11 protein-coding genes are annotated in these 16,021 nt (G+C 74.0%); 6 read left to right on the top strand and 5 right to left on the bottom strand.

Annotated features, from left to right (window positions below; translation table 11 throughout):
• Nucleotides 1-31: 31 nt before the first annotated feature.
• From ACGFT2_RS28580 to ACGFT2_RS28570, 3 genes are all read right to left on the bottom strand, one after another.
• Nucleotides 32-1,549 carry a DUF5719 family protein gene (locus tag ACGFT2_RS28580; protein ID WP_393283446.1) on the bottom strand — a complete coding sequence of 506 codons (1,518 nt, stop codon included), beginning with the start codon at nucleotides 1,547-1,549 and terminating at the stop codon, nucleotides 32-34.
• Nucleotides 1,546-5,223, bottom strand: coding sequence for a glycosyltransferase (locus ACGFT2_RS28575; RefSeq protein WP_393283444.1), 3,678 nt, complete (start codon nucleotides 5,221-5,223; stop codon nucleotides 1,546-1,548). Before ACGFT2_RS28575 ends, ACGFT2_RS28580 begins: the two co-directional genes overlap by 4 nt.
• Nucleotides 5,224-5,443: 220 nt before the next feature.
• Nucleotides 5,444-5,707 carry a WhiB family transcriptional regulator gene (locus ACGFT2_RS28570; protein ID WP_010986447.1) on the bottom strand — a complete coding sequence of 88 codons (264 nt, stop codon included), beginning with the start codon at nucleotides 5,705-5,707 and terminating at the stop codon, nucleotides 5,444-5,446.
• A gap of 695 nt (nucleotides 5,708-6,402) precedes the next feature.
• On the opposite strand from ACGFT2_RS28570, the gene ACGFT2_RS28565 reads away from it, so the two are divergent.
• The 4 genes from ACGFT2_RS28565 (at nucleotide 6,403) to ACGFT2_RS28550 (ending at nucleotide 10,342) form a co-directional block, all read left to right on the top strand.
• Nucleotides 6,403-6,909, top strand: a complete 507-nt coding sequence (locus ACGFT2_RS28565) for a cysteine dioxygenase (RefSeq protein WP_393283441.1) — start codon at nucleotides 6,403-6,405, stop codon at nucleotides 6,907-6,909.
• Between the two features lie 33 nt (nucleotides 6,910-6,942).
• Nucleotides 6,943-7,902 carry a 2-phospho-L-lactate transferase gene (cofD, locus tag ACGFT2_RS28560; protein ID WP_393283438.1) on the top strand — a complete coding sequence of 320 codons (960 nt, stop codon included), beginning with the start codon at nucleotides 6,943-6,945 and terminating at the stop codon, nucleotides 7,900-7,902.
• On the top strand, nucleotides 7,899-9,206 hold the full coding sequence (locus tag ACGFT2_RS28555) for a coenzyme F420-0:L-glutamate ligase (RefSeq protein ID WP_393283436.1): 1,308 nt from the start codon (nucleotides 7,899-7,901) through the stop codon (nucleotides 9,204-9,206). The genes cofD and ACGFT2_RS28555 overlap by 4 nt, the downstream gene beginning before the upstream one ends.
• Before the next feature lie 113 nt (nucleotides 9,207-9,319).
• Nucleotides 9,320-10,342: a DNA-3-methyladenine glycosylase family protein gene (locus ACGFT2_RS28550; protein WP_393283433.1), complete on the top strand. Its 1,023-nt coding sequence runs from the start codon at nucleotides 9,320-9,322 to the stop codon at nucleotides 10,340-10,342.
• Nucleotides 10,343-10,677: 335 nt separating this feature from the next.
• Here ACGFT2_RS28550 and ACGFT2_RS28545 read toward each other — a convergent pair whose 3' ends face one another.
• Nucleotides 10,678-11,760 (bottom strand): sugar phosphate nucleotidyltransferase, encoded by a 1,083-nt coding sequence (locus ACGFT2_RS28545; RefSeq protein WP_393283430.1) that lies wholly within the window; start codon nucleotides 11,758-11,760, stop codon nucleotides 10,678-10,680.
• Between the two features lie 215 nt (nucleotides 11,761-11,975).
• The gene (locus ACGFT2_RS28540) at nucleotides 11,976-13,400 is read right to left on the bottom strand and encodes a peptidoglycan recognition protein (protein WP_393283498.1); all 1,425 of its coding nucleotides are present in this window, start codon (nucleotides 13,398-13,400) and stop codon (nucleotides 11,976-11,978) included.
• 111 nt (nucleotides 13,401-13,511) lie between these two features.
• Here ACGFT2_RS28540 and ACGFT2_RS28535 point away from each other — a divergent pair, with 111 nt between their 5' ends.
• The gene (locus ACGFT2_RS28535; protein WP_393283428.1) at nucleotides 13,512-14,267 is read left to right on the top strand and encodes a TIGR03089 family protein; all 756 of its coding nucleotides are present in this window, start codon (nucleotides 13,512-13,514) and stop codon (nucleotides 14,265-14,267) included.
• A 336-nt stretch (nucleotides 14,268-14,603) separates the two neighbouring features.
• Nucleotides 14,604-15,803 (top strand): LCP family protein, encoded by a 1,200-nt coding sequence (locus ACGFT2_RS28530; protein WP_393283425.1) that lies wholly within the window; start codon nucleotides 14,604-14,606, stop codon nucleotides 15,801-15,803.
• Nucleotides 15,804-16,021: the final 218 nt, after the last annotated feature.

Here is a 16,021-nt window from a genome sequence, read left to right as displayed (position 1 = left end):
AGGATCCGCCCCCCGCGCCGTCGTGGGCCGCCTATTTCTGCAGCACCGACAGGTCCTGGTCCGTCCTCGGCACCGACACCGTCCCCCGGTCGTTCGGCAGCGTCTGGATGGTGAAGCCGGGCACGCCGTCCTCCGTGGCCGCGAGCGTGCGGGAGGCGTAGACGGGGCCGCCGGAGACGGGTTCGACCGTCAGGGCGTAGGTGCCCTTCAGTCCGGACGGGGCCGGGGCGGCGACGTTCTGGGTGGTGCCGGACTTGATCGTGAAGGTCTTCGTCACCGCGGTGCCGCCCTCGCTGCCCGCCGAGGCCGTGACCTTGACCGTGGCGGTGGCGGTGGGCGCCGTGAGCGCGAGGGTGGTGCCCTTGGCGCTGTTGTCGGCCGACGTCGCGCGCGTGCCGACGGGGGCCGTGGCCGGGATGTAGGCCGTCTCCTGCTTGTCGCCCTTGCCGCGGACGACGCGGAGGGCGGCGACGACCGGGACCGCCCGGTCGGTGGGGGTGAGGAGCAGCGAGCCCGCCTCGCCACGGGTGACGTCACCGAGGTCGGCCGCCGTGGTCATGCCGGACTTGACGTGCACCGTCTCGTTCCCGGCCGGGGTGATCGGGCCGTCGGGCGAGGCGAGGCGGACCTTCAGGTCGGCGTCGTCGCCGCCGGGCGTGAAGGCGATCAGGCGGACGTCGGTGGCGTCCTCGGGGATGCCGGGCAGGACCAGGCTGCCGGCCGGGTCGGTGGCCGCTGCCAGCCAGTCGCCGCCGGACTTGTCGTCCAGGGCCTGCACGGCCGCGCCGACCCGTCCGCTGCGCACGCCGACGTGCACGGTCAGGTCGCTCACGTTCGCGTCGGTGAGCGTGGAGAGCAGGATCGGCTCGCTCGTGTGCGGCTTGACCGTGAGGTTCTCCCCCAGTGGGGACTTGAGCGCCCCGTCCTTGCCGTACAGCTCGATGTCGACGACGGCCGCGGAGTCGTCCGGGTTGGTCAGGTGCACGTAGTCGGTGCGGCCGGTGGCCGTACTGGCCCCCGGGAACCAGAACTCGGTGTCCGCGGCGCCGCAGTTGACGCCCTGCAGGCCGCGGCCGGTGCCGGCGGCGACCTCGGTGGTCTGCTGAACGGTCCAGCCGGGCGCGAACCTGCCGTCGGCGGTGCCGATCAGCGCGGGCGTGTCGGACCCCGAGGTGTCGCCGGTGACCGGGGTGCCCGGCGCCTTCGGCGTGAGCACCGGCCGGTCCGCCTTCTTCCTGGTGTCCTTGCCCCGGCCGCCCTTCCGGGAGCCGTCCGCACCGGCCGCCGACTCCACCGTGGCCGCCTGGAGTTGGGCCTTGCCGCCGCTCGGGCTGCCCTGGGTGACGGGCGTGAACGACGTGTACGACGTCTCGGCGATGTCCGAGATGCTCGGCGCCGGGCAGAGCAGGCCGGTGCGTTCCACGGGCAGCCGCGCGGCCACCCCGGGGGCGGCCGCGCCGGAGGCGGACGGGCTGTCCAGCGCGGCGAACGCGGTGACGGCGGCCAGCGCGCTGGTGCCGGCGATCAGGGACAGGGTGGTGCGGTTCACTGCTGGCTCCCGTCGGGGCGCTCGCTGCCGGTGCCGTTCGGCTGCCGGGCCGGGTCGTAGCCCTGCTGGGCGGGGTCGTACGCCGGGTCGTACCCCTGCTGGTAGGCCGTCGGGTCGTACGGCATCTGCTCGCTCGTGCCGCCGTAGGCGTAGGGGTCGTACGGGGCGGCCTGGTACGGGTCGGGCGGGTAGGCCTGCTGGTCGTAGCCGCCGGCCTGATACTGCCCGTCCGGGTACTGGCCGGCTCCGTAGCCGGGGTATCCGGCGTCCGTGTAGGTGGCCGGGTCCCACTCGTCGTAGGACTGCTGGTGCGGTACGGCGGCCGGGGCCTGGGCCGGCGGTGGCGGGGTGCCGGGCTGTTCCCCGGCGGCCGGTTCCTCGGCCTGGGCGCGCAGGCGGCGGGCGCGGCGGCCCTCGCCGACGGTGGCCTGGGCGGGCACGGGCTGCTCCTCGGGGAGGTCGTCGTCGACGTCGCGGCGGCGGCCGGGCAGCGCGAGGACGACCAGGACGATCGCGAGTGCGCCCTGTGCCCACAGCCAGGCGGTGTGGCCGATGGGGTCGTCGTGGACGACGTCCAGCCTGCCGCCCGCGGACGGCAGCCGGAAGCCCTGGGCCCAGCCGTCGACGGTGGTGCGGGTGAGCGGCTTGCCGTCGAGGGTGGCCGTCCAGCCGTCGGAGACGCCGTCCGCCAGCCGCAGGACGCGGCCGCCGGATCCGGCGGGGATCGTCGTGTGGATCTCCACCGGGCCCGCGGGGACCGGCTGGGCCTTGCCCGAACCGCCGTCGGGCACGATGGCGGCGCGGGAGACCTCCTGGTCGACGCGCCACAGGGCGCTGCCGTCCTGCTGGCTGAGCCGGGCCAGGCCGGGTGTCGCGTCGAGGATGCGGGTGATCTCGCGGGGCGCCCCCTTGTGCACCAGGACGTAGCGCACGGCGAAGCCGCCGAGTTCGTCGGCCTGGTCGGCGCCGGAGCCGGCGACGAGGCTGGCGACGACCTTGGCCAGGCGCGTGTTCTCGCCGTCGGCCGCGGTCAGTTCGGCGTCTCCCAGCCGGGCGCCGGAGCCACGGACCAGGGTGTAGCGCACGCGTGCGGCGGAGTCGCTGTCGAGGACGAGGGTGCGCGCCCGGTCGCCGCCGGCGGAGTCCTCGGCGACGAACGCGGGGACCTGGGCGGGGTCGCGGCGCTCCAGGGGGCCGTCGGCGCCGCCGATCATCCAGCCGGCGGCGACGAGCAGGGGGCCCGCGGCGGAGGCGAAGGCGATGAGGGCGGCGACGGGCTGGCGCCAGCCGAAGCTCTGCTCGGCCACGCGCGAGCGTGCGCCGTCGGCGCCGAGGGCCGCGGCGGACAGCAGCGCGATGCCGTAGACGAGGGTGGCGGGGCCGGCCCAGGCGGACCGGTTGGACAGGACCGCGAAGACGAGGCCCAGCAGGGCCACGGCCCAGGCGGTGCGGACGCCCAGCTGCCGCTCGGAGCGCAGCAGCGCGGCGAGGGCGGCGAGCACGATGCCGATGAGCATGAGGCCGTGCACGGTGCCGGCTCCGCCGGGGCTGGAGCCGAGCAGATCCAGCGCGGAGGCGGTCGAGGGGCCGTAGTCCAGGCCCGCTTCGCGGAAGAAGCCGGTCGGCAGGAGGGTCAGCGACCAGGGGGCGAGGACCAGCAGTGGGGTGCCGAGCTGGGCGAGGAAGCGCAGGCCGTGGGCGAGGAGGTCGCCGCGGCGCAGGACGAGCACGCCGAGGCCGAGGATCAGGGCGATGGGCCAGACGATCGGCGTGAAGGCGGTGGTGATGGTCAGCAGCAGCGCGTACGCCCAGGTGGCGCGCCAGCTGCCGCGGGCGCCGCTGCGGCTCGCGAGGCCGCTCGCCGCGATGCCCGCGCGCGCGATGAGCGGGAGCAGCACGGCCAGGACGGCGGTGCCGATGCGGCCGCCGGCCAGGGCGCCGGTGGTGGCGGGCAGGAAGGCGTAGGCGACGGCCGCCCAGGCGCGCAGCAGCCGGGAGGTGACGAGCGGACGGGAGGCGAAGTAGGCGGTGCATCCGGCGAGCGGCACCGAGCAGACCAGCAGGAGAGTGACGGCGAGTCCGGTGGAGCCGAGCAGGAGGGAGGAGAGCGTCGCGACGATCGCGAGGTACGGCGGTGCGGCCGGGGTGCCACCGGTGCCGACCGAGTGCCAGGCGTCCAGGTATGCGGCCCACAGGTCGCCGGCGCCGGCCGGGGCGGGCAGCAGGGCGCCGCCCGCGAGCGCGCCGCCGCCGAGCAGGCCGCGGCAGGCGACGAGCGAGACCAGGAGCAGGAGCAGGAAGAGCACCGGGCCGGGTTTGCGGGCGATCCGCCTGAGCCGGGCGAACTGCTCGATCTCCAGGAAGTCCGCGTCGTCGCCGCCGGGCCCGGACTCCACGGCGCCGCCGTGCCGGCCGGCGGAGGTGGTGTCGGTCTCGGAGCCGCTGGTGAAGTTGCCCGCGACCTGCTCGACGGTGGCCCGGACGGTGGCGCCGGGCGGGGGGAAGAGCCGGCGCAGTTCCGCCTTGTCGATCTGGCCGGCGCCGCGGCGGCGCCGGGCGGCGATGATCCGCTCGGGCCGCAGCAGGGTGCTCAGCAGGCCGCGGATCTCGTCGACGGCCTGGCCGGGGACCTTGCCGACGAGGTAGGCGACGGTTCGCAGGAGGGTGCCGAGGACGAGCCGCAGCAGCACCCAGGGCAGGGCGGCGCCCCGGGTGTTCGCGAGCAGGGTGTAGACGGCGCCCGCTTTGTCCACCTTGTGCGGTGAGGCGGTGGTGCGGCCCGCGCAGTCGACGGTACGGCGCTCGCGGGAGGCGGCCTCGGCGTGCCGGACGACCGCGTCGGGGGCGACCAGCACGCGGTGGCCGGCCGAGTGGGCGCGCCAGCACAGGTCGACGTCGTCGCGCATCAGGGGCAGCCGGCGGTCGAAGCCGCCGAGCTGTTCGAAGACGTCGCGGCGGACGAGCATGCCGGCGGTGGAGACGGACAGCACGGTGCGGACGTGGTCGTGCTGGCCCTGGTCCTGTTCGCGGCGGTCCAGGCCGGTCCAGCGGCGGCCGGAGCTGGCGATGGAGACACCGACCTCCAGCAGCTGCCGGCGGTCGTACCAGCCGCGCAGCTTGGGGCCGACGACCGCGACGTCGTCACGGCCGAGTTCGAGTTCGTTGTCGACGACCCGGAGCAGCTGGGCGAGGGCGTCGGGTTCGGGGGCGCAGTCGTCGTGCAGCAGCCACAGCCAGTGGATGGGCTCGCCGTGCGGCAGTTCGGGCAGGTCGTAGGCGTCGTCGCGCCAGCTGCGGGTGACGGGGTCCCAGCCGCTGGGGCGTTTGAGGTAGGGCAGTTCCTCGGGGGTGAGGACCGGGGCCGTCCGGCTCGCCTCCTCCACGGCCTGGCCGAAGCCGGTGCGGCGGGCGAGGTGCAGCACCTGGCCGTCGCCCAGGGCGTCGGTGAGCTGCTGGGCCGAGTCGTCCGCGCTGCCGGTGTCGGCGGCCACCGCGTACTGGACGGGGCGCTCCTGGCCGAGCAGGCCGGCGAGCGCGTCGGGCAGCCAGCGGGCACCGTCGTGGGAGACGAGGACCGCGGTCACCACATGGCGCGGGAACTCGGGCGGGCGGGTCGGGTCAAACACGGCGGTGGCGGCGTCGTGTTGGGCTGCCGCATGGCTGTGCACGGACATCGAGGTACGGGCCCCGGTTCGATGGACTGCGGTGGACGCCTGCGACTCCTCGGGGGGCGAGGGGACAGCGGGGCGTCTCGGACGAGCGCCCACACTATCGGCTGGCCATGACGACGGCCCGCCGCCTGTGGATAACCCATCGGCGACGGGCCGTTCGCGACGACTCGTGTGTGTACGCGGGTGCGCGGGCGCGCGTGCCGCGCGCGGCCGGACAGCCGTCTCAGATGGCGGCCTTCTTGAGTCTGCGGCGTTCCCGCTCGGACAGACCGCCCCAGATGCCGAATCGCTCGTCGTTGGCGAGGGCGTACTCGAGGCATTCGGAGCGGACCTCACAGGCGAGGCAGACCTTCTTCGCCTCTCTGGTGGAGCCGCCCTTCTCGGGGAAGAAGGACTCGGGGTCGGTCTGGGCGCACAGCGCGCGCTCCTGCCAGCCGAGTTCCTCGTCCGCGTCGTCGACCAGCAGTTGCTGCACCAGCTCGGTCATGTGCGCCCCTCGTCTGTCTTCGCGTCCCCGTGCGTAGCCGATGCCGATTTCGGCTGAACGACACGAGTGAAATTACAAGTGTGCTGCTCCGGGCGAGTCAAGCCGAGATCTGCTATTGGGCCCGTTATTCACTCTGCGGAACCAAGGCCGTGCGGAAAGTGTTCAAATCGCCATAAACCTTGACACGCAGAAGAGACCCACGGGATGGCCGAATCCCGTACAGAACTCTGTACGGAGAAGGACGCCTCCGTGTTCGATCGCGTTCCGTGAGGCTCGTGCGCTCGGATGTGCCCCATGTGTCCCGGTGCCCAGGTGAACAAACCTTTCACCTGAAAGATGAACCGGATGAGGTGAAACATGTCCCACATACCGGGCGTCGAGTTGACAGTGCGAGTGTGAGCCGGTGTCCTAGTGGGCATGCTCGCGAACTCGGCCTCCACCTCGACCCGCACCGCCGGGTCCCACGGTGCTGCCCGCGCGCGCTGTCGCTGTTGTTGTCCCAGCTGTTGAGCCGAGCCCGCTCCGGCTGTCCCGAGTCCCTTCCGGCTCGGTCGCGTCCCTCCCGGTGATCCCTCATCCAGGGCATCCCGCGTGATCCCTCACCCAGGGCATCCCGCCCGTCCGTGACCCGGGCGGACCGTACGCGCCCCCCAGCTCCGGCCCCCACTTCTCCCGCCGAGGACCACCGCATCCCCATGAACAGCGACAACGACCTCCAGATCGCCGGCGACATCCTCGAGGCCGCGCACCTGCTCCAGCCGCCGCGCGAGCACCCGGCCACCGTCGCCGAGTTCGCCGGCCTCGCCCGGTCGATCGCCACCGACCGCTCCCAGTGGGCGCATCTCGTCCGCTACGACGCCACCATCCGCTGGTACCACCGGCTGCGCACCGGCCCCGGATACGAGGTGTGGCTGCTGTCCTGGGTGCCCGGCCAGGGCAGCGGCCTGCACGACCACGGCCGCTCCTCCGGGGTGCTGACCGTGCTGGAGGGGACGCTGACCGAACACACCGGGCGCGGCACCCGCGCGCTGGCGGCGGGCGCGCAGCGGGTGTTCGCGCCGGGGTACGCGCACGAGGTCGTCAACGACGCCCTGGAGCCTGCGGTCAGCCTGCACGTCTACCATCCCGGCCTGACCGAGATGCCGATGCACACCGCGCAGGCTTGCCAGGCCCGCACGCGGCCGCGTTCGGTGACTGCCTGACGCGTTGTCGTACCGGCCTGCAAGACTTGGCCCATGCGCATTGTGGTTCTGGCAGGCGGCATCGGCGGTGCCCGTTTCCTGCGCGGTCTGAAGCGGGCCGTGCCGGACTCGGACGTCACGGTGATCGGCAACACCGGCGACGACATCCACCTCTTCGGGCTGAAGGTCTGCCCGGACCTGGACACGGTCATGTACACGCTGGGCGGCGGCATCGACGAGGAGCAGGGCTGGGGGCGGACCGACGAGACCTTCCACCTCAAGGAGGAGCTGGCGGCCTACGGCGTCGGCCCGGACTGGTTCGGGCTCGGCGACCGGGACTTCGCCACGCACATCGTGCGGACGCAGATGCTGGGCGCCGGCTATCCGCTGAGCGCGGTCACCGAGGCGCTGTGCGACCGCTGGAAGCCGGGTGTGAAGCTGATCCCGATGACCGACGACCGGGTGGAGACGCACGTCGCGGTCGAGGTCGACGGCGAGCGCAAGGCCGTCCACTTCCAGGAGTACTGGGTGCGGCTGCGGGCCTCCGTCCCGGCCGAGGCCGTGGTCCCGGTCGGCGCCGAGCAGGCCAAGCCCGCGCCGGGCGTCCTGGAGGCCATCGCCGCGGCCGACGTCATCCTCTTCCCGCCGTCCAACCCGGTCGTGTCCATCGGCACGATCCTCGCCGTGCCCGGCATCCGGGAGGCCATCGCGGACGCGGGCGTGCCCGTGGTCGGCCTCTCCCCCATCGTCGGGGACGCGCCCGTGCGCGGGATGGCCGACAAGGTGCTCGCCGCCGTCGGCGTGGAGTCCACGGCCGCCGCGGTCGCCGGGCACTACGGCTCGGGGCTGCTGGACGGCTGGCTGGTCGACACGGTGGACGCGGGCGCGATCGAGGGGATCGAGGCCGACGGCATCCGCTGCCGGGCCGTACCGCTGATGATGACCGACGTGGACGCGGCCGCGCAGATGGCGCGGGAAGCGCTGACACTGGCCGAGGAGGTGCGGGGGGCGTGAGCGAGGAGTGCCCGCAGTACACGGTACGGGCCCTGGAGGGCATCCCCGAGGTGCAGCCGGGCGACGATCTCGCCAAGCTGATCGCCGCCGCCGGGCCCGGGCTGGCCGACGGGGACGTGCTGCTCGTCACCTCCAAGATCGTCTCCAAGGCCGAGGGCCGGCTGGTGCGTGCGGCCGACCGCGAGGCGGCCATCGACGCCGAGACGACCCGGGTCGTGGCCCGGCGCGGCGCGCTGCGCATCGTGGAGAACCGGCAGGGTCTGGTGATGGCCGCCGCCGGGGTCGACGCCTCCAACACCCCGGCGGGCACGGTGCTGTTGCTGCCGGAGGACCCGGACGCGTCCGCACGCGCGATCCGCGACGGCCTGCGCGACGCCCTGGGCGTCGACGTCGGTGTCGTCGTCACCGACACCTTCGGGCGCCCCTGGCGCGCGGGGCTGACGGACGTGGCGATCGGCGCCGCCGGGGTGCGGGTGCTGGACGACCTGCGCGGGGGCACGGACGCGCACGGCAACCCGCTCAGCGCGACGGTGGTCGCCACGGCGGACGAGCTGGCCGCCGCGGGCGACCTGGTCAAGGGCAAGGCCACCGGGCGGCCGGTCGCGGTGGTGCGCGGGCTGCCGCACGTCGTCGCCGACGGCGACGGCGAGGGCGCGCGGGCGCTGGTGCGCTCCGCGCGGGACGACATGTTCCGGCTCGGCACCTCCGAGGCGGTCCGGGAGGCCGTGACCCAGCGGCGTACGGTTCGGGCCTTCACCGACGAGCCCGTGGACCCCGGCGCGGTACGGCGCGCGGTCGCGGCGGCGGTCACCGCGCCCGCCCCGCACCACACCACACCGTGGCGGTTCGTGCTGCTGGAGTCAGCGGAGTCCCGGACCCGGCTGCTGGACGCGATGCGGGACGCCTGGATCGCCGACCTGCGCCGGGACGGCAAGAGCGAGGAGTCCGTCGCCAAGCGGGTCCGCCGCGGCGACGTGCTGCGCAACGCGCCGTATCTCGTCGTCCCCTGCCTCGTCATGGACGGCTCCCATCGGTACGGGGACACCCGGCGGGACGGCGCCGAGCGGGAGATGTTCGTCGTCGCGACGGGCGCGGGCGTGCAGAATCTGCTGGTCGCACTGGCCGGGGAGCGGCTGGGCTCGGCGTGGGTGTCGTCGACGATGTTCTGCCGGGACGTGGTGCGCGAGGTGCTCGGGCTGCCGGCCGGGTGGGACCCCATGGGGGCGGTGGCCGTCGGTCATCCCGCCGAGGAGCCGAGGCCGCGTCCGGAGCGGGACGCGGCGGCGTTCATCGAGGTGCGGTGAGTTTCGGCGCAGGCGAGTCCCGACGACCGCCCGGCCTCACTACTCTCGTAGGACAGCCCGTCCCACCGGACAGCCCTTCTCGCAGGGCGGCCCACCACCCCTAGGACCTACCGATGGCAGGACGCTTCGCGCCGCGCCCCACGCGTACGACCGTGCGCGGTGGACATGTGGGCGTACCCGCGGGGGCGCGCACCGGGATACCGCGTCAGGCGGCGGCCCCGGCGCGGGTGCTCCGGTGGACGCCGGAGGGGCCGCTCGACCTCGCTCTGGTGCTCGGGCCGCTGCGGCGCGGGCCCGGCGACCCGACGTTCCGGGCCACGGCGGACGGGTCCGTGTGGCGGACCGCCCGTACGCCCGCCGGTCCGGGCACGCTGCGGGTGCGGGCATACGGCGGTGAGGTGCTCGGCGAGGCCTGGGGGCCCGGCGCCGAATGGCTGCTGGCCGGCCTGCCCGAGCTGCTCGGCGCGGCCGACGATCCGGCGGCGTTCGTGCCCCGGCACCGGGTGGTGGCACTGGCCCGGCACCGGCGGCCCGGGCTCAGGCTGACGCGGACCGGTCTGGTGCTGGAGTCCTTGATCCCGTCGGTGCTGGAGCAGAAGGTCACGGCCGACGAGGCGTACCGGGCCTGGCGGCTGCTCGTCCGGAGGTTCGGGGAGCCGGCGCCGGGTCCCGCGGGCGTGGGCGAACGGCCGATGTGGGTGATGCCGGCGCCTCGGACCTGGGCGCTCGTTCCGTCCTGGGAGTGGCACCGGGCCGGCGTCGACGACAAGCGGGCCTCGACGATCCTGCGTGCCGTACGGGTCGCCGAGCGGCTGGAGCAGGCCGTGGGGATGCCGGCGGACCGGGCGCGGGCACGCCTGGAGGTGGTGCCCGGCATCGGTCCGTGGACGTCGGCGGAGGTCGTACAGCGCAGTCACGGTGCCGCGGACGCCGTCACCGTGGGAGACCTCCATCTGCCGGGGATCGTGGGCTGGGCGCTGGCCCGGGACCGGCATGCCGACGATGCGGAGATGCTGCGCCTGCTGGAGCCGTACGCCGGGCAGCGGCATCGGGCGGCCCGGCTGATCCTGCTGAGCGGGCAGACACCTGCGCGGCGGGTGCCGAAGATGCCTCGGGTGGACATCGGCCTGCTCTGAGGCGAGCGGTGCCGGGACCGGCCGGGAGCCGCCCGCGAGGCGGGGGCGGCCGGGAGCCGCCCTCCGCCTCGCGCGAGTGCGACCCGGGAGGGGGCGCCGCACCGCCCGGGGGGAGCCGCGGTGTGGCTCCCCTCGCGGCGCGTCCGCGGGCCGCAGGGGGCCGGTCGCCCGGGGAGCCGCGGTGTGGCTCCCCTCGCGGCGCGTCCGCGGGCCGCCGGGGGGGCGGTCGCCCGGGGAGCCGCGGTGTGGCTCCCATCGCGGCGCGTCCGCGGGCCGCCGGGGGCCGGTCGCGCGGTTCCCCGCGCCCTTCGGGCGCGCCCCCCGGGACATCGCGGCTACTGGTCCGAGGAGAACCGCACCGCGCCCGCCGGGATGCGGGCGTCGCACCACACCCGTACTCCCTCCCGCAGCTCGTTGTCGGCGCCCACGACCGCGCCGTCGCCGATCACCGCGCCGGTGAGCACGGACCGTTCGCCGACCCGGGCTCGGGTGCCGATGAGGGAGTCGGTGATGACGGCGCCCGGTTCGATGACGGCGCCGGGAAGGATGGCCGAGCCGAAGACGTGGGCGCCCTCCGCCACGAAGGCGCCCTCGCCGACCACGGTGCCGCCGGTCAGCTTGGCGTCGGGGGCGACCCTCGCCGTGGGCAGGACGAGCCGGTCGCCGCAGCGGCCGGGCACGGCCGGGGACGGGGCCCGGCCGAGGACCAGGTCGGCGGAGCCGCGCACGAAGGCGGCCGGGGTGCCGAGGTCCAGCCAGTACGTGGAGTCGACGAGGCCCTGCAGGTGAGCCCCGGCGGTGAGGAGACCTGGGAAGGTCTCGCGTTCCACGGAGACCGGCCGGCCCGCCGGGATCGTGTCGATGACCGAGCGGCGGAAGACGTACGCCCCCGCGTTGATCTGGTCGGTGACGATCTCCTCCGGCGTCTGCGGCTTCTCCAGGAAGGCGAGGACGCGGCCGGTGCCGTCCGTCGGGACGAGGCCGTAAGCGCGCGGGTCGGTCACCCTCGTCAGGTGCAGGGAGACGTCCGCGCCCGTCGACTCGTGGGTGCCGACCAGGGCCCTGATGTCCAGTCCGGTCAGGATGTCGCCGTTGAAGATCAGTACCGGGTCGTCGGGACCGGAGTGGAGGCGCGAGGCCACGTTGCGGATCGCGCCGCCGGTGCCGAGGGGCTCGTCCTCGGTGACGTACTCGATGTGCAGGCCGAGGGCGGCACCGTCGCCGAAGTAGGGCTCGAAGACCTCGGCGAGATAGCTCGTCGCGAGGACGATGTGCTCGACGCCCGCCGCCCTCGCCCTGGCCAGCTGGTGGGTGAGGAACGGCACACCGGCCGCCGGGACCATGGGCTTGGGAGTGTGCACCGTGAGCGGGCGGAGCCGGGTGCCTTTGCCGCCGACCAGGAGGATCGCTTCTGTCACCTGTCGTCTCTGCTTCCTGCCGGGACCGGCCGAACTACTCGTCACTACTCGTTTCGGCCGGTCAGTGTATGCAGACCGGCCGGCGACGCCCCGACGGCCGCGCGGTGTCCCCCGGGATCGCGGCCCGGATTCCCCCGTCCGCCGCTCCCGCCGCTCCCGCCCTCCCGGCCTTCCGCCCTTCCGCCCTTCCGCCCTTCCGCCCGGCGGTACGGAACTCAGCGCCCCTGGTAGCGCGCCGCGCTGGAACGCATCGTGCCGAGTTTGGCGTAGAGCGTCTTGCCGGGGCACGTGGTGGCGAATCCGTCACGATGTCCGGAGATCACGTTCAGCCGTACGCTCTTTCCCTTGGGGTAGAGATTCCCACCACCCGAGGTGAGATATGTCTTTCCGCGCGGATTGCCCTTGAAGAGCCCGAGTTTCCACGCGGTGAGCTTGGCGACCGCGGTCACCGCCGCGCCCGACGGCTTGCTCTTGCCGTAGCTGCCGATGACGGCGATGCCCATGCTGTTGGTGTTGAACCCGAGGGTGTGGGCGCCCAGGACGGCCTTCGTCACGCCTCCGGCCCGGCCTTCGTAGATGGTTCCGCACTTGTCGACGAGGAAGTTGTAGCCCATGTCCCGCCAGCCCATGCTCTTGACGTGGTAGCGGTAGATGCTGCGGATGACCGAGGGGGCCTGGGCGCACGTGTACTTGTTGCCCGAGGCCGTGTGGTGCACGAACGCCACCTTGACCTTCTTCGTGTAGACGAACCCGCGTTGGCGCAGCGACTCGTCCGCGCCCCAGCCCCGGCGCGTGACGATCCGCGGGCGCGGCCCGATGTGCGGTTTGGCCTCCACCGGACCCTGGAGCCGGGCCAGTTCCTTCTCGGTGTCCGACCGGTCCAGCTCGGGGATCTCGGTGGCGCCGAAGCCGGTGACGTCGGTGTTGGTCGCCGAGGCGGCGATCGCCTCTTCCGTGGTCAGCCCGGTGCGGGGTTCGTCGAGGGGTGCGCCCACCGGCGGCGGCTCCTCCCCCGGGTCGACGAGTTCCAGGCGCAGCCCCGAGGGCAGCGCCGCCCCCAGCCGCGCGCCGTGTCCGCCCCGCAGGCCGGCGGCTTCCGCGCGGACGCGCACGTCCACGCCGTCCGAGTCGCCCACCCACAGCGGCGCGGTCGCCCCGTGCACCCGCAGTGAGGTCCGTTCCGCCGTCCCCGGGTCGGCGCCGTGGTCGGCGTTGTGGGTCTCGACGTCCTCCCAGCCCGACCACCGCCCCGACACGGCGGACCTGGTGCGCACCTGGACCAGGCCGTTCAGTTCGGTGTCGGGGTCGTCCCAGACGATCCCGACCATCGAGAAGCGGTCGATGCCCGCGCGGTACAGGCCCCGCTCCGGTGCCGCGCCCGCGACGCGGTCCCGGGAGAGGGGGACCAGGGGCAGCGAGCGGGTGCTTCCCCCGGTCCCGGACGCGCGGGACCGGGACACGGAGGGCGCACCGATCGCACGGGCCGTCGAGGGTGCGGCGGCCGCGACGGCTGCGTCCGTGGGCGGGGCCGGCGGACGGGCGAGGGGCGCGGCGGACGAGACGCCGGTCGAGGAGGCCACGAGCGCGGAGGCGCCGAGGAGTGAAGTGAGGAATCCACGCATGCCCATGATCTTGGACATAGTCATACAAATCTGTCCATCGGTGAACTGACGACCCGTCGGAGAACGTTCCGCCGAACCGGTGGCCCCGGAGCCCGGTGCGCGCGTCCGCCCACGCGTACCCTGTCCCGGGTGAACGCCACCGATCGCACCCCTGCCGACCTGCTGACTTCCGCGCTCGCCGCGGATCCCGGCCGCCCCCTGGTGACCTTCTACGACGACGCCACGGGCGAACGTGTCGAGCTGTCCGTGGCCACCCTCGCCAATTGGGTGGCCAAGACCGCCAACCTCCTTCAGGGCGACCTCTCCGCGGGCCCGGGCGACCGGGTCGCGCTGCTGCTGCCCGCGCATTGGCAGACCGCGGTGTGGCTGCTCGCCTGCTCCTCGGTGGGTGTGATCGCGGACGTCGCCGGGGACCCGGCGGTGGCCGACGTGGTGGTCAGCGGGCCGGACTCGCTCGAGGCCGCGCGTGCCTGCCGTGGCGAGCGGGTCGCGCTGGCCCTGCGTCCGCTCGGCGGGCGATTCCCGCAGCCGCCGCAGGGTTTCCTCGACTACGCCGTCGAAGTCCCGGGCCAGGGCGACCGGTTCGCCCCGTTCGCTCCGGTGGATCCGGAGGAGCCCGCCCTCGTCGTGGCCGGCCGCGAGTACAGCGGCGCCGAGGTCGTCGAACTGGCCTCGGCGGCGGCGCCGTCCCTGGACCTGACCGGGCCGGGGTCCCGCATGCTGTCCGCTCTGCCGTACGACACCTGGGAGGGGCTCGGCGCGGGGCTGTTCTCGCCGCTGGCCGCGGGCGGGTCCGTGGTGCTGTGCCGTCACCTCGACCGGCTGGACGAGGAGGCGCTCGCCAAGCGGATCGAGAGTGAGAGGGTGACCGCGGTCCGGCGCTAGCCCGCGGAGCACACCCGCCGCGCGGATCCACGGCGACGGGCCCACCGCGGCCCGGCGCCAGGACTGCGGAGCACACTCGCCGCGCGGGTCCACGGCGACGGGCCCACCGCGGCCCGGCGGCGAATCCGCTCCCGTGCGGCTTCGCCGCCACCCGCCTCCGGCGATCGCCGACCGCCCGTTCCGGGTGCGCCGCACCCTCCGTGACGGCACCGAGCGCGCATGCCGACCCGCGGCCCCCCGGGGGGCCGCGGTTCCCCCGTCCGGAGTAGCAAAGGGCGCCTTGGGCGCGCCTTCCCCGCCATCGTCGTAGGAGCAGCAACTGGATGCTCGTACGCCATGAGGGGGTGCCCGGTCGTGACCGACACCGCAGGCAGACCCCTCGGCCCCGGCCCGGGCGCCTCCGCCACCGGCGAAGGACTCGTACGTCGGCACCGGCGGCGGTGGCTGCGAGGCTCGGCGCTGGGCGGCGCCGGGCTGCTGCTGGCGGCCGGCGGGGCCGGCTGGGCCGTCTACGCCAAGCTCAACGGCAACATCACCGCCGACGAGGCGGCCGCCGCCGAGCTGGCCCGGTACGAACGGGAGCGGCCCACGGCACTGGTACGGGGCGCGCTGAACGTCCTGCTCATCGGATCCGACACCCGCTCGGGGGACGGCAACGGCAAGTACGGGCGGGATCTCGGCACCGAGCGCTCCGACACGACGATCCTGCTGCACCTGGCCGCGGACCGGGCGAGCGCCACCGCCGTCTCGCTGCCCAGGGACCTGATGGTGGACGTCCCCGGTTGCCACCGGGCCGACGGCAGCCGCAGCGAGCCGGTGTTCTCGATGTTCAACCACGCCTTCCAGGTGGGGGGTTCGGCGTGCACGATCCGAACCGTCGAGAAGCTGACGGGCGTCCGGGTCGACCATCACATGGTCGTCGACTTCAGCGGGTTCAAGGAGATGGTGGACGCCGTCGACGGGGTGGCGGTGTGCCTGAAGGAACCCATCGACGACAAGGCGGCCAAGCTGAGGCTGCCGGCGGGCAGGGTGACCCTCGACGGGGAGCAGGCGCTCGGGTACGTGCGGGCGCGCAAGTCGCTCGGTGACGGCAGTGACACCGAGCGGATGGAGCGGCAGCAGCGGTTCCTCGGCGCGTTCGCCGACAAGGCGCAGAGCAACGGCGTCCTGCTGAATCCGGCGAAGCTGTATCCGGTGCTGGACGCGGCGACCTCCTCGCTGACCACCGATCCGGAACTGGCCAGTCTGCGTGGCTTGTACCAGTTGGTGCGCGGACTGCGTGACATCCCCACCGAACATGTGCAGTTCCTGACGGTGCCGAGGAAGTCGTACGGCTACGACGCCAACCGTGATCAGCTCGTGGAGCCGGAGGCGGAGAGGCTGTTCGGGCGGCTGCGGACCGACCAGCCGGTCACGGTGACCCGGGATCCTTCACAGGAGATTCCCGGGAAGTCCACGGAGAAGGGCGGCAGGGGCGGCACCTCGCCCGCCCCCACCTTCTCCGGGAACACCGCCGCCGAGCGCTCCTGCGCGTAGGACGATCACGAGGTCGGTGGACGTTCGTTCGGAATATGAGGGGGATTGCCCAGTTGTAGGCACGACGAATTTGTCATCGGCGTCGCTCGACGCTGAACTGGGCGGATAGTGTGAGCGATCCGGTGCACCTGGCCGCAAGGTCCGTCCTGGGGTCGCGCACCGATTCACCGAGACCCGAGCGCCTCGTAGGGGGAAGGCGCCGCGTGGCCCCGACGGAG

Source organism: Streptomyces sp. NPDC048514 (assembly GCF_043199955.1).
Taxonomy (GTDB): Bacteria; Actinomycetota; Actinomycetes; order Streptomycetales; family Streptomycetaceae; genus Streptomyces.
The sequence above is the reverse complement of the archived record's forward strand: the minus strand, read 5'-3'. Positions and strand labels throughout refer to the sequence as shown.